Source organism: Prevotella sp. ICM33 (assembly GCF_000517825.1).
Lineage (GTDB): Bacteria > Bacteroidota > Bacteroidia > Bacteroidales > Bacteroidaceae > Prevotella > Prevotella melaninogenica.
The window spans coordinates 13,788-37,795 of sequence record NZ_JACD01000028.1; the positions used below are offsets into that span (position 1 = coordinate 13,788).

The 24,008-nt window shown below is 38.6% G+C and carries 18 protein-coding genes and 1 riboswitch; of the genes, 7 read left to right on the plus strand and 11 right to left on the minus strand.

Annotated features, from left to right (window positions below):
• The first annotated feature begins 381 nt into the window (after positions 1 to 381).
• Positions 382 to 1,776: a DUF2130 domain-containing protein gene (locus HMPREF1505_RS04085; protein ID WP_036922947.1), complete on the plus strand. Its 1,395-nt coding sequence runs from the start codon at positions 382 to 384 to the stop codon at positions 1,774 to 1,776.
• Positions 1,777 to 1,796: 20 nt separating this feature from the next.
• Entirely contained in the window at positions 1,797 to 2,252 is a 456-nt protein-coding gene (locus HMPREF1505_RS04090; RefSeq protein WP_036922951.1) for a DIP1984 family protein, read from the plus strand.
• Positions 2,253 to 3,306: 1,054 nt separating this feature from the next.
• Here the strand turns inward: HMPREF1505_RS04090 and eno are convergent.
• The 4 genes from eno to HMPREF1505_RS04110 form a co-directional block, all read right to left on the minus strand.
• The gene (eno, locus tag HMPREF1505_RS04095; protein WP_013264782.1) at positions 3,307 to 4,614 is read right to left on the minus strand and encodes a phosphopyruvate hydratase; all 1,308 of its coding nucleotides are present in this window, start codon (positions 4,612 to 4,614) and stop codon (positions 3,307 to 3,309) included.
• 126 nt (positions 4,615 to 4,740) lie between these two features.
• A complete protein-coding gene (locus HMPREF1505_RS04100) occupies positions 4,741 to 5,316 on the minus strand; it encodes an LUD domain-containing protein (protein WP_036922957.1) in 576 nt (191 codons plus the stop codon).
• On the minus strand, positions 5,309 to 6,691 hold the full coding sequence (locus HMPREF1505_RS04105; protein ID WP_036922961.1) for a lactate utilization protein B: 1,383 nt from the start codon (positions 6,689 to 6,691) through the stop codon (positions 5,309 to 5,311). Before HMPREF1505_RS04105 ends, HMPREF1505_RS04100 begins: the two co-directional genes overlap by 8 nt.
• Before the next feature lie 34 nt (positions 6,692 to 6,725).
• Positions 6,726 to 7,457, minus strand: coding sequence for a (Fe-S)-binding protein (locus tag HMPREF1505_RS04110; protein ID WP_036922964.1), 732 nt, complete (start codon positions 7,455 to 7,457; stop codon positions 6,726 to 6,728).
• 169 nt (positions 7,458 to 7,626) lie between these two features.
• On the opposite strand from HMPREF1505_RS04110, the gene HMPREF1505_RS04115 reads away from it, so the two are divergent.
• Complete coding sequence (locus HMPREF1505_RS04115; protein ID WP_036922967.1) at positions 7,627 to 9,495, plus strand: DNA topoisomerase 3; 1,869 nt, start codon at positions 7,627 to 7,629, stop codon at positions 9,493 to 9,495.
• Between the two features lie 303 nt (positions 9,496 to 9,798).
• Here HMPREF1505_RS04115 and HMPREF1505_RS04125 read toward each other — a convergent pair whose 3' ends face one another.
• The 4 genes from HMPREF1505_RS04125 to HMPREF1505_RS04140 all read right to left on the minus strand — a co-directional run bounded on the left by HMPREF1505_RS04125 (position 9,799) and on the right by HMPREF1505_RS04140 (position 13,811).
• The gene (locus tag HMPREF1505_RS04125) at positions 9,799 to 10,254 is read right to left on the minus strand and encodes a hypothetical protein (protein ID WP_036923010.1); all 456 of its coding nucleotides are present in this window, start codon (positions 10,252 to 10,254) and stop codon (positions 9,799 to 9,801) included.
• A 587-nt stretch (positions 10,255 to 10,841) separates the two neighbouring features.
• Entirely contained in the window at positions 10,842 to 11,984 is a 1,143-nt protein-coding gene (locus tag HMPREF1505_RS04130) for a cytochrome d ubiquinol oxidase subunit II (RefSeq protein ID WP_036922970.1), read from the minus strand.
• Positions 11,981 to 13,516, minus strand: a complete 1,536-nt coding sequence (locus HMPREF1505_RS04135; RefSeq protein ID WP_013264766.1) for a cytochrome ubiquinol oxidase subunit I — start codon at positions 13,514 to 13,516, stop codon at positions 11,981 to 11,983. Before HMPREF1505_RS04135 ends, HMPREF1505_RS04130 begins: the two co-directional genes overlap by 4 nt.
• A gap of 79 nt (positions 13,517 to 13,595) precedes the next feature.
• Positions 13,596 to 13,811 carry a DUF4492 domain-containing protein gene (locus tag HMPREF1505_RS04140; protein ID WP_004361154.1) on the minus strand — a complete coding sequence of 72 codons (216 nt, stop codon included), beginning with the start codon at positions 13,809 to 13,811 and terminating at the stop codon, positions 13,596 to 13,598.
• Between the two features lie 194 nt (positions 13,812 to 14,005).
• On the opposite strand from HMPREF1505_RS04140, the gene HMPREF1505_RS04145 reads away from it, so the two are divergent.
• From HMPREF1505_RS04145 to HMPREF1505_RS04160, 4 genes are all read left to right on the plus strand, one after another.
• Positions 14,006 to 15,511: a TolC family protein gene (locus HMPREF1505_RS04145; protein ID WP_036922974.1), complete on the plus strand. Its 1,506-nt coding sequence runs from the start codon at positions 14,006 to 14,008 to the stop codon at positions 15,509 to 15,511.
• A gap of 120 nt (positions 15,512 to 15,631) precedes the next feature.
• Positions 15,632 to 16,618, plus strand: coding sequence for an HlyD family secretion protein (locus tag HMPREF1505_RS04150; RefSeq protein WP_013264712.1), 987 nt, complete (start codon positions 15,632 to 15,634; stop codon positions 16,616 to 16,618).
• Positions 16,619 to 16,941: 323 nt separating this feature from the next.
• Entirely contained in the window at positions 16,942 to 18,123 is a 1,182-nt protein-coding gene (locus tag HMPREF1505_RS04155; RefSeq protein ID WP_036922977.1) for an ABC transporter permease, read from the plus strand.
• A 155-nt stretch (positions 18,124 to 18,278) separates the two neighbouring features.
• Entirely contained in the window at positions 18,279 to 19,574 is a 1,296-nt protein-coding gene (locus HMPREF1505_RS04160; protein ID WP_051412310.1) for an ABC transporter permease, read from the plus strand.
• A 1,235-nt stretch (positions 19,575 to 20,809) separates the two neighbouring features.
• Here the strand turns inward: HMPREF1505_RS04160 and HMPREF1505_RS04165 are convergent.
• From HMPREF1505_RS04165 to HMPREF1505_RS04175, 3 genes are all read right to left on the minus strand, one after another.
• Complete coding sequence (locus HMPREF1505_RS04165; protein WP_036922980.1) at positions 20,810 to 21,574, minus strand: SDR family oxidoreductase; 765 nt, start codon at positions 21,572 to 21,574, stop codon at positions 20,810 to 20,812.
• Positions 21,575 to 21,689: 115 nt separating this feature from the next.
• Positions 21,690 to 22,571: a DMT family transporter gene (locus HMPREF1505_RS04170; protein WP_036922983.1), complete on the minus strand. Its 882-nt coding sequence runs from the start codon at positions 22,569 to 22,571 to the stop codon at positions 21,690 to 21,692.
• Entirely contained in the window at positions 22,552 to 23,475 is a 924-nt protein-coding gene (locus HMPREF1505_RS04175; RefSeq protein WP_036922986.1) for a DMT family transporter, read from the minus strand. Before HMPREF1505_RS04175 ends, HMPREF1505_RS04170 begins: the two co-directional genes overlap by 20 nt.
• Positions 23,476 to 23,836: 361 nt before the next feature.
• Positions 23,837 to 23,935, plus strand: a riboswitch (TPP riboswitch).
• Positions 23,936 to 24,008: the final 73 nt, after the last annotated feature.

Genomic DNA, 24,008 nt, shown 5'->3' on the forward strand with positions numbered 1-24,008 from the left:
CAAGGGTTCTTTCATCCTATTCATATTAGAATCTTTTAAACCAATGGACATATTGAAAAAAGATAAAGACTATGCCATTTTATTAGACTTATTCATTTGCAAATAATCTAATTTTAGATTCTATTAAACAATAATCAACATTCCTTTATAGGGGTCATTTCTGTTGGTAATAATAGTGAATCCAATAATTTAACAAGCTATTTATTATTTTTCTTGCTTAATCATTCAGAATGAGCAATTAATTTTGTATATTCGCATTCGGCTTGTTTATTTTATAGCTAACATAAATATCGCTGCAGATTGAATGACGAAGAACAATAGAAATATTTATGGTCAGAATTCTGTGAGTAGACTTTTCAAATATCTAAAGATATCAGATTTATGAAAGAATTAGTATGCCCTAACTGCCATAAGGTATTTACTGTTGACGAAGCAGACTATGCTTCCATCGTTAATCAAGTAAAGAATACAGAGTTTAACGAGGAGGTTAACCGTCGTATAGCTGAGCTTCATGAGCAGCACAAGGCAGAACAAGCCTTAGCAACTGCAAAGACAGAACAAACCTTTCAGCACCAACTCTCTAAGAAAGAACTTGAACTTGGTGCAAAAGATGCTGAGATAGAACGTCTGAAAAGTGAGAAAGAAAGCGAACTTACGAGGCTAAAAAGTTCATTCTCAGCTGAGATAGAGGTGCTTAAAACACAGTTAGAAAACATTGCAACTCAGAAGAAAAATGAGATGATGATTGCTTTGGCAGAGAAGGAACAGCAAATATCTAAGCTTAACTCTGTCATAGAACAGAATGATAATAAGTTGCAACTTGTGCTCATGGAGGAACGTAGTAAAGCTCAAAAGGAGGTTCAAGCAAAGGACACAGAAATCTCTCAGCTTCGTTCTGCAGTAGAATTAGAGAAGCGTGAAGCACAACTTCATGAGGCATCACTCATCAAACATCATGAGAATGAACTTCGAATGAAGCAGGATTTAGTCGACTATTATAAAGACTTGAAGACCAAGATGTCTACCAAGATGGTTGGTGAGACGCTTGAACAGCATTGTAGTATAGAGTTTGACCAGTATATTCGACCAATGATGCCTACTGCATACTTTGAGAAAGACAATGATGCAAGCGATGGTACAAAGGGAGACTTCATCTTTCGTGCAGAAGAAGATGGTACGGAGTATATCTCTATCATGTTTGAAATGAAGAATGAAATGGATACTACTGCCACTAAACATAAAAACGATGACTTCTTGAAAAAGCTTGATGATGACCGTAAAAAGAAAGGTTGTGAGTTTGCTGTTTTAGTCAGTCTTCTTGAAGCTGATAATGAACTTTATAATACTGGTATTGTAAACAAGAGTCATCTGTACCCAAAGATGTATGTTATTCGACCACAGTTCTTCGTTCCATTTATCAATCTTCTTGTACAAACGTCAAAGAAGAGTTTAGAATATAAGAAGCAACTGATTCTTTCACAAAGCAAAGAGGTGGATGTCACCAACTTTGAAAATAAGATAGAAGACTTCAAAACTAAGTTTGGACGACATTATGAAATGGCATCTAAGAAGTTTAATGATGCTATTAAGGATATTGATGCTACAATTATAAAACTTCAAAAGGTACGTGAGGAACTTTTAAGTAGTGAGAACAACCTTCGTCTTGCTAATAAAGACACAGACGATCTTACTATACGTAGGCTAACGTACATGAATCCTACAATGAAAGCCAAGTTTGACGAAGCACGTAAGAATAACCAGAATATAACAGAATAATTACAAAAATACATATCACAATGAAATTAGCAGAAGCATTAGCTATTCGTAAAGATACACAAAAAAGAATAGAACAGCTTAAAAGTAGAATACTGAATAATGTTCGAGTACAGGAAGGAGATTCTCCTTCTGAAGACCCTAAGGAGTTGATGAAAGAGATGGATGCTTGTCTGAATACTCTTTTCGCTTTAATCTTCAAGATTAACAAGACTAACATGAATACTATTAGTGAAGGGCGTACAATTACAGAAATGATGGCAGAACGTGATATTCTTTCTATGCGTATTACGTCACTCCGAGAAATATTCAATAAAGCATCAGAATCTCAGGAGCGTTACAGCCGTTCTGAAATTAAAATGGTAACAACCATAGATATCAAGCCTTTAAGTAAGAAGATTGATGACTTGTCTAAGCAATTACGCGAACTTGATATGAAGATACAGACATTAAACTTCACAACAGAACTAATGGAGTAATCTTTATTCAAGAATGTAAGAAAATAAAAGGGACATTTTAAGGTGTAGTCTTATTATGTTGTAGGTGTGAGCTAAAAACAACATTACATCAGAGTACGGGGTTTCTGAGGATTTATTTGCAGGTTGCATTTCCCAGCATATAATGTCTAAAAAGACTGGTACGGTGTACTTTGCATTTTGCATATAGCATTACCATTAGCTGACTATAACATATTTGACGAGGGTGGGATTGGGAAATTTTTTAAGAGTTATATTTGATTTTGAAAGTTAGAATCAAGCGATAAAATAAGGTTTTATATTATCTTATACTCTTTTAGTGGATTACAAGCAATCTATTTATCATAATGCTCATTATGTATTAAGCGTATAAAAAGATGTTAAAAACCATTAGGCGTTAGTTATATTCTTACTTATAAAATTAGTTATCAAAGAGAAAGTAAGTCTGTTTGCACAACAAAAACTATACAAATAAGCTAAAAAGAGAAAATAAGAAACAGAAAAAACAGCTTCAAATTAAAATGAATAACTTTAAAACTTAAGAAAGAAATCGTTAAAAAATATCATGTCATAATAACCTAATAAAAACCATCTTTGTAAATAATTTTCGTCTACTGCATTTTTATTGAGGCTAAATTAGATGTGAATTAAGGCTTAATTGACTTGTTAAAGACGCCCTTTTGCAACCTTGTTAACGCCCTTTTGAAGTCCAACTAAGCACCTTTTCTTTTGCTGTTTTGTAACTTATTGAATTATAGGTACTTACAAATAAAATCTATAATTGCATTTTTGAGCATTATAAATGACTATTTTCAAGAATTAGTGTAAAGTTTTTTCGCACGACGAAAGTACTAAAATTCTAATTATTTTATTGCTATAAGACATTGGCTTATACATTAATAATTTATTGTATAACGAAGAAATCTATTTATGTTATGGGAAACCCAATGACATTCGCCATAACTACAAACAATAAAAATAGGAGATAATCACTATTATAAGCAATTATCCCCTACTCTATAAAAATTCATTTAATCACACAAGGTGATAAAATGGATTACTTCAACTTTGTGTAACCATACTTAGCACAAGCACCAAGTTCCTCCTCAATACGGATGAGCTGGTTGTACTTAGCCATACGGTCTGTACGAGACATAGAACCAGTCTTAATCTGACCAGAGTTTGTTGCAACAGCGATGTCAGCGATAGTTGTGTCCTCAGTCTCACCAGAACGGTGTGAAGTTACAGTTGTATAACCATGACGATGAGCCATCTCGATAGCCTCGAGAGTCTCTGTCAAAGAACCAATCTGGTTAACCTTGATAAGGATAGAGTTAGCTGCACCCATCTTGATACCCTTCTCGAGGAACTTAACGTTAGTTACGAACAAGTCATCACCAACGAGCTGGCAACGATCACCGATAGCAGATGTCAACTTAACCCAGTTCTCCCAGTCGTTCTCATCGAGACCATCCTCGATAGAGTCGATAGGATACTTTGTGATAAGGTGCTCGAGGTAAGCAATCTGCTCATCAGCACTAAGCTTCTTACCATTAGGATCCTTTGGCATACCATTCTTCAACTGACGATAGTCATAGAACCACTTACCATCCTCGCATACAGCAAACTCAGAAGCAGCACAGTCCATAGCAATCTTAACATCCTTGCCTGGCTCATAGCCTGCGTCCTTGATAGCCTGAATGATTGAATCGAGTGCATCCTCGATACCATCGAACTTAGGAGCGAAACCACCCTCATCACCTACTGCAGTAGAGAGACCGCGCTTCTTCAAAAGCTTAGCAAGTGCGTGGAATACCTCAGCACCCATACGGATACCTTCCTTCTCAGAAGGAGCACCTACTGGGCGAATCATGAACTCCTGGAATGCGATAGGAGCATCAGAGTGAGCACCACCGTTGATAATATTCATCATAGGTACTGGCAATACATAAGTATTTGCACCACCGATATAACGATACAATGGAATGTTCAATGCCTTAGCAGCAGTCTGAGCTACAGCCAAAGAAACACCGAGAATAGCGTTAGCACCGAGCTTACTCTTAGTAGGAGTACCATCGAGTTCAAGCATCTTGTAGTCAATAGCACGCTGATTCAGCACGCAGTCACCCTTCAAAGCTGGAGCGATAAGGTTGTTTACATTCTCAACAGCCTTGAGAACACCCTTACCCAAGAAACGGTTCTTGTCGCCATCACGAAGCTCCAGAGCCTCGTTCTCACCGGTAGAAGCACCAGATGGAACGCTTGCACGACCCATTACGCCATTTTCGAGAGTTACCTCTACTTCAACTGTAGGATTGCCACGTGAGTCCATAATCTCGCGAGCATGTACTTTTTCAATCTTCATAACTTATATGTTTATTAAAAATCAGTTATATTTTTAACTTTCTTTTTCTCCTTGCAAAGTTAATAAAAAAAGTCGTAAACCTATCCTAACAATACGTTATATTTATGTTTTTGACAAAATTAACGTTTATCCCTTTATGATAACTGTGACTCCACGTGCTGCTTGTGCTCCCATAACAAGTGCTTGTTCTATATCGGCTGTTTTGCTTGGACCGGATATAAAACAGCCGTAACCATAGTCTATCATGTTAATCTTTTTATATGCTTCATGCATATTATTGACAATATTGTTACGTTGAACGAGAATTACAAGATTCTCTGAGATGAAACAAACAACTCTTTCTTTCATTGTTTGTGGTACCCATACACATCCGTTCTCTGCTACAGCAATTTCTCCCTGAATGATTCCTACATCTGTTCCATTGAGGTCTTGTGCCTTTGAAACAGTGTCAGGATTAAGGTCTGCCTTTATTCCTTTTACACTTGAAGCCAATATCTTAGCATCAGGATAAGCCTTTTGTATCAGTGCATTGATATCATCTTCCGCCTTAGCCTCAATGACTTCACAGCCTACAATATGACTCATCTCGATAAATTGCTGTACTACATCTTGATATTTAATACCCTCAATAGGCTTCTCGGGCATATCAAACTGTTCTTTTGTATTACGTCGTAATTTGCTAAATAAATCTTCTTTATTCATGCTTCAATTCCTCCATTGCGTGCTTAAATATGACATGGAAAGGCTTTTTCGCAAACTTTGGCATTGTATGACCAATGCTCCATGGATTAAGCTTTATATCCATTAGCGATTCTGGTATGTGATTGGCTACTGATGAATTACGAAGTAAAGCATCATAAATATGATAGTTTTCGTAAACAACTTTCATTCCTTCTGCCATCACTTTCTTCTCTTTGTTCTCTGTTCCATACGTTTCAAGGCTCTGACGCCAGCGATAAATCTGACTACCAGGAGTTACCTTTGCAGGGCAAACACAATCACAACTCAAACATAATGAGCATGCAGACACATTCCCACTATGCAGTTTTGGATTCTTTAGCATACCAAGATTAACTCCAATAGGACCTGGAATAAAGTAACTATATGAATAACCTCCTGAACGACGATAGACTGGGCAAGTATTCATACATGCACCACATCGAATACACTTCAGTGTCATCCAATGTTCTTTATTAGCAATCATGTCACTACGACCATTGTCTACTAATATTACATGCATCTCACCTCCTGGTCGTGCCTTACGAAATTGAGAGGTAAAGGCAGTTGATGGTTGTCCTGTTCCACTGCGTGCTAATAAGCGTTGGAACACTGCCAACGAATCATAATCAGGAATAACTTTCTCAATACCCATAGCAACGATGTGTAGCTTTGGTATTGAAGTTGACATATCAGCATTACCTTCATTGGTACAAACAACACAATCTCCTGTCGCAGCAACACCAAAGTTACAACCTGTCAGTCCTGCATCAGCATCCATAAAATCACCACGCAAATCTTCACGTGCACAACGTGTAAGATAAGCTGGGTCATGATTTCCTTTCTCTTTAGAGATTCCTTTCTCTTCAAACATCTCTCCAATCTCATCACGAGTCAAGTGAATAGCAGGCATAACAATATGCGCTGGCTTCAAATGCATGAGTTGAAGAATACGCTCACCAAGGTCGGATTCAACGACATTGATTCCTCTCTTTATCAGATAAGGATTCATTTCGCATTCCTCGGTCAGCATTGATTTAGATTTAACGAGTTTCTTTACTTTATGAGATTCAAGTATCCCATAAACCATTTCATTAAACTCTTGTGCATCTTTTGCAAAATGAACAATAACACCATTACGTTCCAAACTATTAGAGAATTGCTCTAAATAGTCAGCTAAATGGGTTGCTGTATGCTCTTTTATTCGACTTGCATGTTCGCGTAAATCCTCCCATTCTGGTAGCTCTGCCGCTGCAGCATCTCTTTTCTGACGTAATGACCAAAATGTACGGTCATGTCGTTCAACCTTCTTAGGGTCTTTCAGAAACTCTTTTGCTTTTTTAGAATGATATGTTGACATAACTCTTTTGTCTTTTATAACCTTTATATAAATATTATAAACCTGCAGCTAAAATCTCAGCTACATGCATGAACTTGATAGGATAGTGGTTCTTTCCTGCTACACCCTGCATGTGCATTAAGCATGAACTATCCGAACCAGTAATAAACTCAGCTCCCGTATCCATATGACGTTTCACTTTATCATTACCCATGGCAGTGCTAACATAAGGTTCTTCAATAGCAAACATACCACCAAAACCGCAACATTCATCCTTGCGATCAGGTTCTTTAACCGTGATACCTTCCTTGAGTTTCAATAATTCAACTATCTTATTTACAGGTTTCTCTTGCAATTCAGAAGGTGTACTAAGCGTTAATTCACGTACACCATGACAAGAGTTATGAACAGACACGACATGAGGAAAACTTCCAGGAAGTTCCTTTACCTTCAGAACATCATGTAAGAATTCTACCAACTCCATTGTTTTCTTAGGTGTCTGACACTCATGATCGAGTATTTGTGGGTAATTAACCCGCACAAAAGCAGCACAAGATACACTCGGTGTTACGATATAATCGAAGTCTTTAAACTTATCCTCAAAACGTCCAGCAAGGTGATCAGACATACGCTGAAAGCCACCATTTGCCATTGGCTGACCACAACAAGTCTGATGTTCGGGATAGACAACATCTATTTTTAGCTTTTTCAAAAGCTTATAAGTTGCTACGCCTACTTGTGGATAAAGTGCATCGACGTAACATGGAATAAAGAGACCAACTCTCATAATTTTATCTTTTCTTGTTCGTTTCTATGCTACAAATTTAGATAAAATTACTTAGATTGCATAGGAAAATCACAAAAAAGACAGGTAATAAAATAAGTTTAATCCTTAACAAAGAATATTTTTCTTACCTTTGCAAAGGTAAAATGGCTTAAAACTAAGAAGAAATTGTATGATAGTTTGCATTGCAGAGAAACCCAGTGTTGCTAAAGATATAGCTCGAATCCTTGGTGCCAACAAGGCTTGTAACGGCTATATGGAGGGCAATAATTACCAAGTAACATGGACCTTCGGCCACCTTTGTGAGTTGAAGGAACCTAATGATTATTTTACGAACTGGAAATATTGGAGTCTCGCTGCATTGCCAATGATACCTCCACGCTTTGGTATTAAGCTCATTGAAGACGAAGGTATCAAAAAGCAGTTTGCTGTTATTGAGCAGCTTTACCAGTCGGCTGAGATGATTATCAACTGTGGTGACGCTGGTCAGGAAGGTGAATTAATTCAGCGGTGGGTAATGCAAAAAGCAGGTGTAAAGTGTCCTGTGAAGCGTCTTTGGATATCTTCGATGACGGATGAAGCTATTCGCGAGGGGTTTGCCAACTTAAAGGAACAAGAGCAGTTTCAGCCACTTTACCTCGCAGGATTGTCTCGTGCGATTGGTGACTGGCTGTTAGGAATGAATGCTACCCGCCTTTATACATTAAAGTATGGCAACAATAGTTATGGCAGAGGTCAGGTTCTGTCAATTGGTCGAGTACAGACACCAACCTTGGCACTCATCGTACAGCGACAGAAAGAGATAGATAACTTTAAGCCAGAGCCTTATTGGGTATTAGCTACAGTTTATCGTGAAACGCAGTTTACGGCAACAAAGGGTAAATTCACCTCTAAAGAAGAAGGCGAAAAAGCCTTCTCAACGATTGAAGGAAAGCCTTTTACAATTACAAGTGTAGCAAAAAAGAAAGGGGCAGAACAGCCAAAACAGCTTTATGATCTCACCTCTCTGCAGGTAGATTGTAATCGTAAGTTTGGATTCTCTGCTGAGATGACACTCAATACGATTCAAACTCTCTACGAACGTAAGCTTACAACTTATCCACGTGTTGACACACAGTTCCTCTCTGATGATATCTATCCGAAGTGTCCGCAGATAATGAACGGACTCTTTCAGACTACATTTGCGGGTAAAAAACCTTATGCCGATATTGTGAAGACGTTGGGTGGCAAGCCATTGCCTAAGACAAAACGTGTCTTTGATTCCTCAAAGGTGACAGATCACCATGCCATTATTCCAACTGGTGTATTACCACAAGGACTGACAGATGCTGAACAAAAGGTGTACGACCTCATTGCGCGTCGTTTTATCGCTGCTTTTTATCCCGATTGCAAGTTCTCTACGACAACAGTATTAGGTAATGTTGACGAGATAGAGTTTAAGGTTTCTGGTAAAGAAATATTGGATTTGGGTTGGAGAGTTTGCACTGATACCTCTGCAGGCTCCTCCTCTACTCCATCAGATGATAGCCAAGAAGGAACCAATACAACCTCTCCTCTACTTCCTACCTTTAAGAAAGGGGAATCAGGACCGCACACCCCTACTCTTACCGAAAAACAAACAACCCCTCCAAAACATTACACTGAGGCTTCTTTGCTTCGTGCAATGGAAACTGCTGGTAAGTTTGTTGAGGACGAAACCCTGCGTGCTGCTATGAAGGAGAATGGTATCGGACGCCCTTCATCACGTGCAGGAATTATTGAAACACTCTTTAAACGCCATTATATTCGTCGTAAAAGAAAGAATATAGAAGCAACTGAGACTGGTATTGCACTGATTGATACGATTCACGAGAAACTTCTTACATCAGCCGAATTGACGGGTATCTGGGAGAAGAAACTTCGTGATATTGAAGCAAAGAAGTATGATGCTTCTCAATTTATTAATGAGTTAAAAGAGCAGCTTACTAACATAGTCAACGACGTGTTAGCTGACAATTCTTCACGAAAAATTGGTGAAGTAGAAGGTAATAAAGAAAAGTAAAAATGATAATCTTTCATTTTTCTGCAATCAACGGTATCTAAATAAAATAGAATAAGTAAAGAGCTGGCAGACTTGTAATCATACCTTCAATTAGACTTACCCACCATTTGTCTTCAAATATGACTGCAAAGGAGGTAGATGAAAGTATAATCATTGGTACGTATATCAGCAAATTTAGATATGGAAAATAGCCTTGTGTTATGGCTGTTATGAAAAGAATCAAGATAGACATACATAGGAAAATGGCAATCCATACCGTGTAAATTAATAATCTCTGTTTCATTTTTCTTTTGTCTATGTTATTTACATCCTCCTTACATACCAATCATTGCCAATATATTCATACTCTTGCTTATGCGCGTCGAAAAGGTATCTTTTATCATCATAGCCTTTATTTATTTTTATATAGTCAATACCATTAGAAATCACTCTTATTATCTTCCCATTATCTATGCAACAATACGATAGATTTAATTTCTTATAAGCCTTGAGAAACTTAATTATCTCGTTATCCTGTAAGGGATAGTTCTTTGGCTTTTTAGTTATTCTTAGCTGGTTATCTACAAATACAAGACCACTCCTCTTTTCCCTAAACAGCTCAAAAATGGTCATGTCAATATCTCTATTATAGATTAAGACACCATCTAATTGATGAAAATCATAGTTTATTATTTGACTACTATAGTTTACTTCTGAAGAACAACCACCAAAAAGAAATAGAGTAATCAATAAAACTAATATCTTTATCTTCAAATCCATACACCTATTTTCTGCAAAAATAACGCAAACGAGAGCAAAGGAAGCTTGCTTCCACTTTGCCGAGTGCAGCATATTTTCTGCAAAGATATAAAACATATTCTATAAATCGAAATTTGAACTTTACTTTTTGAATTCCATTTTGATTAATACGATATAAAACCGTTATTTTGTAAAAATAATTCTAAACACACAAAATAAAAGACGCCCAATAAGGGTTCAATTGAGGCTTAATTGACCTCTAACAAAGGCTTAATTGAACCCTTAAAGGGCGTTAGTTAGAAGTTAATTAAGCACCTTTTGTTTTCTGACTTTGTAATCTATTGATTAACTGATAGTTGCAACTATGGTTTTTAATGGTCATTTCTTGAGTTCAAAAGTGCCTTTTATAGAGATTTTTGTAAATATATTTCAATCGCAAAAATATCTTTTTTTATAAATAAGTGAGTGTTGTTGTCTAATAAACAAACTAATTTAAAACCAAGTTTAGTACTTCTTTCTATAAGAAGAAAGGGGTGAGAGAAGCTCATAAATAGAAACTTCTCTCACCCCCATAGGCTTTTATCTGTATAGAAAAGGAAGACTAAAACTTAGTAAGCGTGGTCATCCTCAGCAATTTCCTTACGATCAATAGCCTTCTTGTCAATTGCACGCCAAGCATAAACAATGTATGCCAAAACAAATGGAACAAGGAAGCTAACATAGAACATAGCCTTCAATGTGAACTCACTTGAAGAACTGTTCTGAAGTGTCAATGAGCTCTGTTGGTCGGCTGTTGATGGATAGTAAGCTGTGTTGTTCCATCCTGCAATGAGGAAGAGAACCAAAACAACAAATACAACACCAATACCTGCAGGCCAAATACCACGTACATACTCTGGCTTAAGAACAGTCTTAACGATTCCGAAAAGCAAGAGAACAACACCTACAAGCAGAATGATAGCTAATGGCCACATTGCTAATAAGTTATTCAGATACTTCATTGGTTCCATAACGATAACGCCAGCTTCATTTACTGCATAGCCCTCACCTACCAATGTTACAATAAGGAAAGGCAAGAAGAACAGTAAGAAAAGAACTGTGTTAACGAGCAACTGCTTGCGAACACGTCCACGGATAATGTCATCGTTCACATTATTATTAATATAGAGTGTACCGAGGATACGTGCAAGGAATACAACAGAAATACCAAAGATAACTACCCAAGGATTGAGCAGTACGTCAAGTCCACGTGAACCATTTGCCCAATGAGAGATAACAGGCTGCGTGAAGTCAGTAATGTTACCTTTCTCTACGATGAAGTTAGAACCTGTAAAGAAAGTTGCAACAGCTCCACCTAAGAGCAATGGACCAAGAATACCATTAATAATCAATCCAGTCTGGAAGGTACGAACACCAAAGAGGTTACCTGCCTTGTTCTGGAATTCATAACTAATAGCCTGAATGATAAATGTGAAGAGAATCAATACCCACACCCAATAAGCACCACCAAAACTGGTACTATAGAACAATGGGAAAGAAGCAAAGAATGCTCCACCGAATGTTACGAGTGTTGTAAAGGTGAACTCCCACTTACGACCTGTTGAATTAATGAGCATACGGCGCTCTTCTTCTGTCTTACCTAATTGGAAAATCATTGAGTTTGCACCCTGCACGAACAGCAGGAAGACAAGTAGCGCACCTAAAAGTGAGATGATGAACCACCAGTAGTGTTGCAGAAAATCGTATGTCATAGTTCTGGTCCTTTCTTAATTTGCTTACACATAATACTAACTTCAACTGTCAACATTGCAGTAAAGAGAACAAGGAAGAGGAAGAAGGTGAATGCGATACCACCACTTGAGAGGTCGCTCACTGCTGCCCATGTTGGAAGCATATCCTGGATTGTCCATGGCTGGCGGCCAAATTCGGCAACAAGCCATCCACACTCACTTGCAATAAAAGCTAATGGGATGAGTGCAATACCTACTCTCTGTAACCAACGTGGACGAGTAATATCTTTCTTGTAAACAATAAACAATATCACTGCAAAGATAAGGATGAAGAAACATCCAAGGCCTACCATAATGCGGAATGACCAGAAGTTAACAGGAATGAATGGTACAACCTGCTTAGCATCCTTAATATATCCATAGCCAAAGTACTTCATATCCTTTTCAAGAACTTTGAGATTAGACTCTTTGTCCTTTCCTGCACGATAGTCTTTAAGTGCTTGAATGGCATTACGACCACGTTCCTGCTTCTCCTTCAACGATGGTTCCATTGTGCCGTCAGCCTTCTTATAACCACGGATAATATCCTTTACACCAGGAACATAACCATGAGCATCCTTTGTTGCAAGGATAGAAAGCATGTTAGGTACAGCTATTCGCATAGGAGGTTCAGACTGGTTCATGTAATCAGGCTGCTCAAATGGGTTCACCCAAGCAACTGCTGTCAAACTCTGATCAGTACCTCCTTCATAGAGAGCTTCCATGGCTGCAAGCTTCATTGGCTGTGATTGCGCTACCATATAAGCAGAGTTATGACCTGTAGAACCTGCTAAAAGAGAAGCTACAAGACCAACAGCTGCACCTACCTTAATACTCTCCTTTGCAAGCTCTATGTGACGCTTACGAAGCAGATACCAGCAACTTACACCAACTGTGAATGCTGCGCCCAATATCCAAGAAGAAGTAATGGTATGTGTGAACTTGTCAATTGCAAATGGACTCAGCGCAACATCGAGGAATGAGGTCATCTCATTACGCATCGTATCAGGGTTGAATGTACAACCGATAGGATACTGCATCCACGCATTAGCCACGAGAATCCACCATGCTGAGAGCGTTGCTCCCAATCCAGTGAGCCATGTTGATGCGAGGTGGAAGCCCGCTGAAACCTTGTTCCAACCGAAGAACATCACTGCAACAAATGTTGACTCCATAAAGAAAGCCAAGATTCCTTCGATGGCAAGTGGTGCACCAAAGATGTCACCAACGAACCAAGAATAGTTGCTCCAGTTAGTTCCAAACTCGAACTCAAGGATGATACCAGTAGCAACACCCATGGCAAAGTTAATACCAAACAATCGCTGCCAGAAGCGAGTTGCAGTACGCCAGAACTCCTTTCGGGTGCGATAATAACAAGTCTCCATGATTCCCATTACGACAGCTAAGCCCAGTGTCAAGGGAACGAAAAGCCAGTGATAGATGGCTGTCAGTGCAAACTGTGCACGTGACCAGTCAACAGTTCCAGGATCAATGGCTAAAAGTAGGTTTTCCATTGTTTGTTGTTATTTATTAAAATGTTATGAATTGAATATATTGCTATCGGTTATAATTGATGATAATAACTGAAGCTCGTTATCTTTTCATCAGTTGTTGCTCAATGAATTCACCCTCTTTTCCTTTTTCCGCATTCGCTTTTAGAAAGTTTGGAAAGAAGAAAATCTTTAACACAAGGAACATAATAGCCAACTTAACTATTATCACTGTCCAAAGTGTTTTACCCAATGTCATGTGCCGAAACCCGTCATAATAGAGGTCAAACGCACGATAAAAGAAATTGTTTTTGTTCACTGTATGAAATGTTTTCGTACTTGTATTTTATACAAACCTATCCTGCAAAGTTAAACATTTATTTCCAAAGTTGTTCTATATTTCCCTAAAAATAGGCATATTTTTGTATTTTAATGATTATCAGCCTACCTTTCCTTGTTAATCAATATAAAAAAGCTACTTTTGCAAAAGATATTTTTTAGAGGCATTTAACAATGAAAAAGTTATTCACCATAGCAATGTTATTGGGTGTCACCTTGGGCATTCATGCACAGGAGGTGTACTCTCTGCAGAAGTGTCGTGAGCTGGCTTTACAAAACAATCGTCAGCTAAAGGTTTCGCGTATGACAGTAGATGTGGCAGAAAACACACGTAAGGCAGCTAAGACAAAGTATCTGCCACGTGTTGACGCACTTGCTGGTTATCAACACTTTTCACGAGAGATATCACTCCTCAGTGACGACCAGAAGAATGCATTTAGCAATCTTGGAACAAATACCTTTGGGCAGTTAGGTGGTCAGATCGGACAAAACTTGACCTCGTTAGCACAACAAGGTATCCTCAGTCCACAGATGGCTCAGCAACTTGGTCAGCTCTTTAGCAATGTTGCGACACCACTCACTCAGGTAGGAAACAATATTGGACAAAGTATCAATGACGCATTTCGTTCAAACACAAAGAACGTCTATGCCGGTGGTATTGTTGTCAATCAACCTATTTATATGGGAGGTGCTATCAAAGCAGCTAACGATATGGCAGCTATTGGTGAGCAGATTGCACAAAACAATATCAGCCTTAAACGACAGTTAGTCCTCTATGGAGTTGATAATGCGTATTGGCTTGCTATATCCTTAAAGAAGAAAGAAGCGTTAGCAATTCGCTATCGTGATTTAGCTCAAAAGCTCAATGAGGATGTTAAGAAGATGATACGCGAGGGTGTAGCTACTCGAGCTGATGGATTGAAGGTTGAGGTAGCTGTTAATACAGCTGACATGCAAATTGCTCGTATTCAAAGTGGTGTATCATTGGCTAAGATGGCATTGTGTGAACTTTGTGGTCTTGATTTGAATGGTGATATACCTCTGTCTGATGAAGGTGATGCCGACCTCCCTCCTACTCCATCAACGCAGTTTGACAACTATACAGTCTCTTCTTCAGATACAACAGGGCTTAACGAAGCTCGTCCAGAGCTACGTCTCTTACAGAATGCTGTTGATTTGAGCATACAGAATACCAAACTTATTCGTTCACTTTATATGCCTCATGTACTTCTTACTGCTGGCTATTCCGTATCGAATCCGAATCTCTTTAATGGTTTTCAGAAACGTTTTACGGACTTATGGAACATTGGAATAACAGTTCAAGTACCAATATGGAATTGGGGAGAAAACAAATATAAGGTACGCGCAAGTAAGACCGCTACGACTATAGCACAGTTAGAAATGGATGACGTACGTAAGAAGATTGACTTGGAGATAGAGCAGAACAGACTCCGTCTTAAAGATGCAAACAAGCAACTTGCTACCTCTCAGAAGAATATGGCTGCTGCAGAAGAGAACCTTCGTTGTGCTAACGTAGGCTTCAAAGAGGGTGTTATGACGGTTACAGAAGTTATGGCTGCTCAGACTGCTTGGCAGACTTCACGCATGGCAATCATTGATGCAGAAATCAGCGTAAAGTTAGCACAAACAGGATTGCAAAAGGCTCTTGGCGGTTTATAATACAAGTTTGAACTTTGAGACTTGCGTTTCATGGAGTATTAGAAAGCCACCAACTCATATCTTAAAGGTTCATATTGCAAGAATAAAATACTTAATACATAAAAATCAAACCTCAAAAATATGTCAGCAAAATCACAACATAATAACATACTTTTAGCCGTAATAGGCTTTGTTTCTGTAGTAGTTATCGTGGCCGTTATTGGTTATTTCACCATTGACCGCACAGAAGAAACCATACAAGGAGAAGTAGAAGTAAGTGAATATCGTGTAGCTTGTAAGTTCCCAGGCCGTATCACAGATATAAAAGTGAAAGAAGGCGACTTTGTTCACAAGGGAGACGTCCTTGCTACATTGGCTATCCCTGAAGCAAGTACACAAGAGAAAGTGGCTGAAGCTGCGGCTGGTGCAACAGATGCTTTGAGTGCTTTGGCAGAAGGTCCTACACGTCGTGAGACTGTAGAAAGTGCTTATCAAATTTATCAGCAGGCTATTGCAGCAAATGATATTGCCGAAAAGACCTACGGTCGTATGCAACGATTGTACGACGAAGGAGTGATGAGTGCACAGAAACGTGATGAGGCTATGGCAGCATACGAAGCAACAAAGGCTGGTGTACAAGTTGCTAAATCGCAGTGGGAACTTGCTAAGAATGGTGCCCAGCGTGAGACTAAAGAGGCTGCAAGAAAGCAAGCGCAGGCTGCTCGTTCTGCAGTTGATGTTGTTCGTTCAGTCTTGAAAGAAACCGTACAGCGTGCAACAGCAGACGGAGAGGTTGAAACAATCTATCCAAAGGTAGGCGAACTTGTCGGCTTAGGTAGTCCGATTATGAGTATCTCAATGGTTGATGATATTTGGGGAACATTTAATGTTCGTGAGGATCAACTCAAGGATATGAAGGTTGGCACAGTTCTAAAAGCCTTTGTTCCTGCTCTTGATAAGAATATTGAACTGCGTGTAACCTCCTTAAAGGATAAAGGTTCTTACGCTGTGTGGAAGGCTACTAAGACCAATGGACAGTATGATTTAAAGACATTCCAAGTTAAGGCAAAACCAACAAAGAAGGTTGAAGGTTTAAAGCCTGGTATGTCGTTGATACTAAAGAAGTAGGACCTCCCCCAGCCCCTCCAAAGGAGGGGAGTTGCCTAACGGGATAAAATTGGTTGTTTTTTAAGTAACAATCAGTTATCGAATAATGGCAAAATAAAAAACTCTCTTAGCACCTTCCATAGATGTGCTGATGGTAAACACATGTGGTGCTGATGGCTAACACCAATGGTGCTAAGGCTTAATACTAAAGACAGAGGGGCTTGCTTTACTAATAAGCTATTAAGAAATCATTATTTAAAGACCATCTAACAAAGACATTTAAAGGCAGTTTTCCTCACATAATATCCTTTTATAGAGGGAGTTGAGGAGGCTTTTTAATCATAATGAAGAAGTTACTCTTATACATAAGAAGGATTGTTAATCTCTCTGCTCGTGAAGTTAGATTGATGATACATAACCCCATCTACATCTGTTGTATGGTGGTTTTTCCTCTTGTTATCATCTTTTTCTTTACATCTCTGATGAGTACTGGGCAGCCAGAGAAACTCCCTTGTGGTGTTGTCGACAACGATAACACTTCTGTTACACGTGCTATGATTCGTCAGTTGGATGGTTTTCAAAGTACTCGTGTCGCAGGGCATTACAACAATGTATCTGAAGCACGTAAAGCCATACAGCGCAATGAGATATATGGTTTCCTCTATATCCCAGAAGGAACAACGGCTAAGCTTGTTTCTCAGCGGCAGCCAGAGGTATCTTTCTATTATAGTAATGTGACACTCGTTGCGGGAGGTATGATTTTCAAAGACCTCAAGACTGTAACTACTCTTAGTTCTGCAGCTGTTGGTGCAGCTAAGTTGCAGATGCTTGGAAAGACGCCTGATGAGATTAAAACAATCATTCAGCCAATAGGTCTCGATGTACACATGGTTGGTAATCCTTGGATGAACTATAATGTTTATTTAAGTAGTATTATGATTCCCGGTATTCTGGTGCTATTCATGTTTCTCATTACCGCCTACTCTATCGGTACCGAGTTAAAGTTTGGTAGAGCTAATGAGTGGATGTCTATGGCTGGAAATAATATTTTTTTAGCACTTACAGGTAAACTATTACCACAGACACTCATCTTCTTAACCATATTCTTAGGATATGAATGGTATGTCTATGGTTATCTAAACTTTCCACACCCTGGTGGGCTGGGTATGTTCATCTTCCTTGCCATACTTACTGTACTGTCATCTCAGGGATTCGGTGTTTTTGTCTTTGGATTGATGCCTTCTCTGCGAATGTCAATGAGTATATGTTCTCTTTGGGCTGTGGTAGGTTTCTCTGCCTGTGGTGCAACCTTCCCACTATTTGCTATGGACGGTATGATTGAAGCCTTGGCACAGATCATACCATTGCGCCATTACTATATGATTTATCAAATCTGTATCTTCAATGGTTATCCTTTGATAAATGCATGGGTGAATGTCATAGCACTGGTAGCTTTTGCCTCACTGCCAATCCTTGTGATTAGAAATATTAAACGAGCAATGGTTGAATATGTGTATATACCTTAAAGATATGCAAGTGTCAGCCACTAACGGTCATAAAGGATGAGTTTATGTACAGAATTTTATCAAAGGAAAAGTTCCATAAATAGTTATATTTATGTGTATTACTCATCTCTGATTAAATAATCTCTCAAAGAAGAGGGTTTAACAAACTGTCAATTATGTCAGAAACAAAGAATACAACGAAGTCTATTAACAAAAAGAAAGCAAGCTCAGGACCACTGAGTTTTCTGTCTTCTCTTTGTTATATATGGTGGTTGGAGACGAAGAGTACGATTAAAGACGAAGGAGTATTAATATTCTTTCTTGTTGTACCTTTGGCTTATCCACTGCTTTACTCATGGATATATAATAATGAGGTGGTGCGTGAGGTTCCTGTCGCTATTGTCGATTTATCTCACTCTTCATCTTCACGTGAGTTTATTCAAGACTTTGATGCGTCACCTGATGTACGTGCTGCCTACTATTGTAATAACCTGCAGGAGGCTGAAGCATTGGTAGGAAAACAGGCTGTACATGGTGTACTCTACTTTCCAAGTGACTTTGATCGCACTTTGCATCGTGGTGAAAAGGCTCATGTGGGCGTGTATTGTGATATGAGTCTGATGCTTACCTATAAGGCTATCTATCAGACTGCATTGGCAGTATCAATGGAAATGGGTACTGACATAAAGAAAGAACATTCCTTATCGTTTACAAAAAGAGATGAAGAGGTCAGCACCGAACCAATGATAGTAGATGCAGAGCCTATCTTTAACACAACGGGAGGTTATGGTAATGCTATTCTTCCTGGTGTGTTGATTCTTATTCTACAGCAAACATTACTTCTCGGAATTGGCTTATCAGCAGGTACAGCACGTGAAAACAACCGTTTCCAAGACCTTGTCCCTATCGGTAAACACTACAATGGAATTATGAAGATAGTACTTGGCAAATCCTCTTGCTACTTCATGATTTATTGTGTTATGGCAGCATACGTAACAATGGTTGTACCCCATTTGTTTAACTTCACTATGCTTGCCCATCCTGCTGACCTCTTTTGGCTTCTGTTGCCATATCTATTAGCAGTTATCTTCTTCGGTATGACTATCTCGTGTCTTGTGCGTTATCGTGAGAATGTGATGCTTTTAGTGGTCTTTACCTCTATCCCTTTCCTTTTCCTTACAGGAGCTTCATGGCCACAGAGTAGTATTCCTGGTGGCTGGCAGGGTGTCAGTTGGCTTGTTCCTTCCACCTTTGGCGTTCGTGGATATTTACGAATAGCCTCTATGGGTGCTACCATTGATGATGTATTGCCAGAAGTTCGTGCGTTATGGATACAAGCAGCTGTATATTTTGTGACAACCTGCTTTGTCTATAGGTTCCAGATTATCAATGCTCGTAAACATGCTATCTCACACTATCAGATGATTCAAGATAGGATTAAGACTGCTCGTGAGAAGAAGTCTAAGGAATAATAAATATTCTAAGAAAAGGTTTTAGCATACAATGCTCTTTATTGATATAATAGAGAAGTAGAACCCTTTACAGCAGAAAGAATAATCTGATTTGTAAACATTTTTCACTAATCCAATTCTTATTAAGGCTTAATTGGCTTTGAAAAGACGCCCTTTTAGCTTGCAAAAGGTGCCCTTTTGAAGTCTTACTAACGCCCTTTTGAAGGCCAATTAAGCACCTTTTCTCATGCAATCTTGTAACATCTTAATAGCAAGACAGTTACAAAGGCAAATGAAATAGTACTTTTTCACCTGATTTCTACAGGTATATAGAGGAGTAATGTAAACATTTTTCGCTATAGTGTGATTATCTTTAAGGTTGGATATAGTAAAAGTGATGGTATGAGATTCATCCCATTTATATCAAATTTAAAATCTTTAAAATTCCATATATCAATGAGATGATAGCACCTATCCACCCTCTTATATACATATATTCGCCACCTCCTCCAGAATTATGAGCCTTAGAACATAACCATATCATAATGATACCCACTATTATATAGTTCGTCCCCTCTAAGACCTTATTAAACAATCCTACAAGACCTAAGATAAAAATAACACATAAAGAAATATATGCAACTGAAGAAATCAAAGTATTTCTCCTTTGAGAATTCCTCAAGCAATAAAAGAGATAGCAAGACAAACATATAGTCAGAAGCCCAGATATACTATATAATCCCATTACTTTAATTTATTAGTGTAAACAAATAGATATTGATTATACTTTAACGCTTCATTAAAAGAAGTACTAAGTCCAAACGCAAACCTCTCCGTTTCATATCAAAATCATAAATAGCATAAGTCTTGTTCCAACCCAATTACATTTTTGCTTGAAAGGTAATTCGCAAAACTCAGCGTACAACAAATCGCTTTACAAAGGTATTTTTGTATATGAATCATCATCTATCAATATTCCATATTTACTAAAAGACCACAATGAAAGTTATTAAAACGGACCTCATAGTCTAACCCTTCAGATACTTTATGTTCAATCATTTTAAGCTTCATCTTGTCTTCTGTACTTTATAAGACAAATGGGAATATAAGTTTATACGTCTATTAGATACATCTATAATAAACTATAAACTTGTATTCCCGTAACTAATATATCCTCTTATATCACTCTTAAAAGTAGAAGTGTCCTCTCTTCTTTGTGTTAAATGCTACCCTTATGCAAGGTGGAAAAGAAAGACTTACTTTGATGTGTCTCTATGTAGCACACTTCCGTTTGCCTGATGCGTAGCAAGAACAAGCACTTCAGCAATCTGAACATGCGCAGGAGCGGAAGCAGCATAGAACACAACCTCAGCTATATCGGCGCCAGTAAGTGGCTTAACACCCTCATATACCTTTTCAGCACGAGTATCATTGCCATGAAAACGTACGTTAGAGAAGTGGGTTTCTACCAATCCTGGTTTTACATTCGTCACACGTACAGAGGTATGTGCAAGGTCAATACGGAGTCCGTCGGTAATAGTCTTTACCGCTGCCTTTGTACCACAATAGACATTACCGCCCGCATAGGCTGCATCGCCAGCCACAGAACCGATGTTAATAACATGTCCGCTGTCACGTTTTACCATTCTTGGAACAACAAGGCGTGTCATGGTTAAGAGTCCTTTGATATTGGTATCAATCATCGTTTCCCAATCTTCAAAGCTACCTTCGTATTCAGGTTCTAAGCCAAGAGCCAAACCAGCATTGTTAATTAAGACATCAATCTGCTGCCATTCAAGTGGTAGGCTGTTGATAGCTGCAGTTGCTGCATTACGATTTCGTACGTCAAAAGCAAGTGCTAACACTCTCACTCCTTCTGCTTCGAGTTCTTTCTTTAAGTTAGCAAGAAGTTGTGCTCTACGCCCAGTAATGATAACATCATACCCTCCTTGTGCAAACTTACGTGCACAGGCTTCGCCAATTCCACTGGTAGCACCAGTAATCAATACTATTTTTCTCATATTATGACTAAGTTATTATTGAAAGACAATATAGTTTAAGACGGACTTATAGAAAGGAGAACTTGCTCCCCTTCCAGTTTCTTATCTAATAGTTAGTATCTACAAAATACTACTATTATTTATTCGATACCGCCACACCTATTAATATCAATGCACTTCCGACATAGGCTATGGCTGTCATTGGCTCGTTGAGGAAGATAGCACTGGTTGCTACTGTGGTGATAGGGTTTAGATATAGATAGTTCGATGATGTCATGGCACCAATCTTCGCAATGACTAATGTCCACAGAACGAAGCAAAGGAAAGACGCTACAAGACCAAGGAACAATAGGTTTAAGATAACTTTCGGTGTGAGAAGCATGGAGGTGGTTGCCGTCCATGGGTCAAAAAGAAAGGCTGGCAATACCGTTACAAGTCCGTAGAAGAATATCTTACGTGTTATAAAAACAGCTGAATAACTGTTTGATATCTTCTTCATCAGTAAGGAATAAACAGCCCAACATAGTGATGCCAATAACGTGAGGAGGTCGCCCCAAGGATTCAGATGTAGGACAAAACTACCATTGAAGATAACGATAGCAACACCCATCAAGGCTATCAACGAACCGAGAATCAATGACCAACTTGCTTTGATACTCTTCACAAAGGTGATACCAAGTAGTACTGTAAGCAGTGGTGCAGTACAAACAATAAAACTAACGTTATTAACATAAGTAAGTCCCACGGCATAGTTTTCTGCAAGGAAGAACACTGAACCTCCCGTTATACCTAATAAAACCATAATTAATTCATCACGCCATGTACGAGAAAAAAGCTGATGTGGCGAGATAAACCATATACAAATATAGGCAATAACAAAGCGTAGGAAAAAGATTTCCAACGGTGTTAACCCACTGTTATAAAGCACCTTTGTGTTTACAAAGGTAGTGCCCCATATGGCGACAATAGCAATGGCAAGAAGATGCCATAGTATGTTTTTATTCTTGATGTTCGGCATATTTCCTAAGAGGATTAGGTAAGGTTTTACCCTTTGTGATAAGAATTATTACGGAAGTAATGATAAGTACACAACCAATAATAATAGATGTTGTGAGTGGTTCACCCATTAGTGTGATACCAATAGTCATTGCAGTGAGAGGCTCAAAGGCTCCTAAGATAGCAACACTGGCAGAATCAATCAAGGTGAGTGAACGAACCAACGTAACGTTACTGATAGTGGTTGGAATCAAACCCAGTAGTATCAATGAAAGGAAAGAGTCTGCATTCGTAATTCGTTGTACCCCTCCTGTCGTAAATGTTGCATAAAGGATGAGTAGCAACATAGCCATAAAAAAGATGTAGAAATTAACCTTCAACGCCGGCAACTTACGAATACGCATGTTAGGGAAGAGTACCATATAGATAGCATACAGCAGTCCTGAAGACATGGCAAGTGTAACACCCCACATCGACTTAATACCGTCTGTATGCCCTATTCCACCAAGAAAAGCCACACCGGCAATAGCAAGTAAAATAGCTAAGGATATGCGAATTGTAAGTTTTTCGTTAAAGAAAAGAATGAGAAGAACCTCCGTCCATACCGGATAAGAGAATAGCAGGGTAGTAGCTATACCACCAGGCATATATTCGTAACTACTGAAAAGACATACAGCCGACACAGCATACAGAATCGAAAGGAATGTGATACGGAGTCCATCTCCCCATCGTATATGTAGATTTTGCTTACGCCATAAGAGGATTGCCATCATAAAAAGACAACCGAAGGCGAAACGATAGATTAAAACTGACGGCAGTAACATTCCCGACTCCATTACAGGAATAGAGAAAAGCGGGATAGTACCGAACGTAATTGCAGAAAGGCTGGCATAACCATAACCCTTTATAGTGGAAGAATTATTCACGATTTATATGTGTGTTGATTAACGCTAATATAAGTGCAAAATTACATATTTTTCTGCAATATATGTACCGAAAACTCCTATAAAAAGGTCAAGAATAGGGAATAATGACTATACCATGAGGTATGGCAATAATAAATAGCTTTTACGTTGGCTAACTATTGCAAGGCATTTAGCACCCAACACCATTGGTGTCTACCATTAGCACCACATGTGCGGAGCATCAACTCCTTGGAAAACATAGTCTTTTAATTGGGGAGAGAACTATATAATATGGCGTACTAAACGTTAAATATAAGTTAAATCTTAGGTAACTATTTCCTATTTAAGTAATAACATATACTTTTGTCAACCGATAAATAAATTAAGAAACAAGGGGTGCTTCACGGTTGTGTTGCTGAGATTATACCCATAGAACCTGACGCTGATAATGCAGCCGCAGGGATTGTCTCATTCTATACTTACATATTGTTTGTCATTAATGAGACTGTTTTCTATCTCGTATCATCTTTTGAAAAACTGCAATAGACGTACCT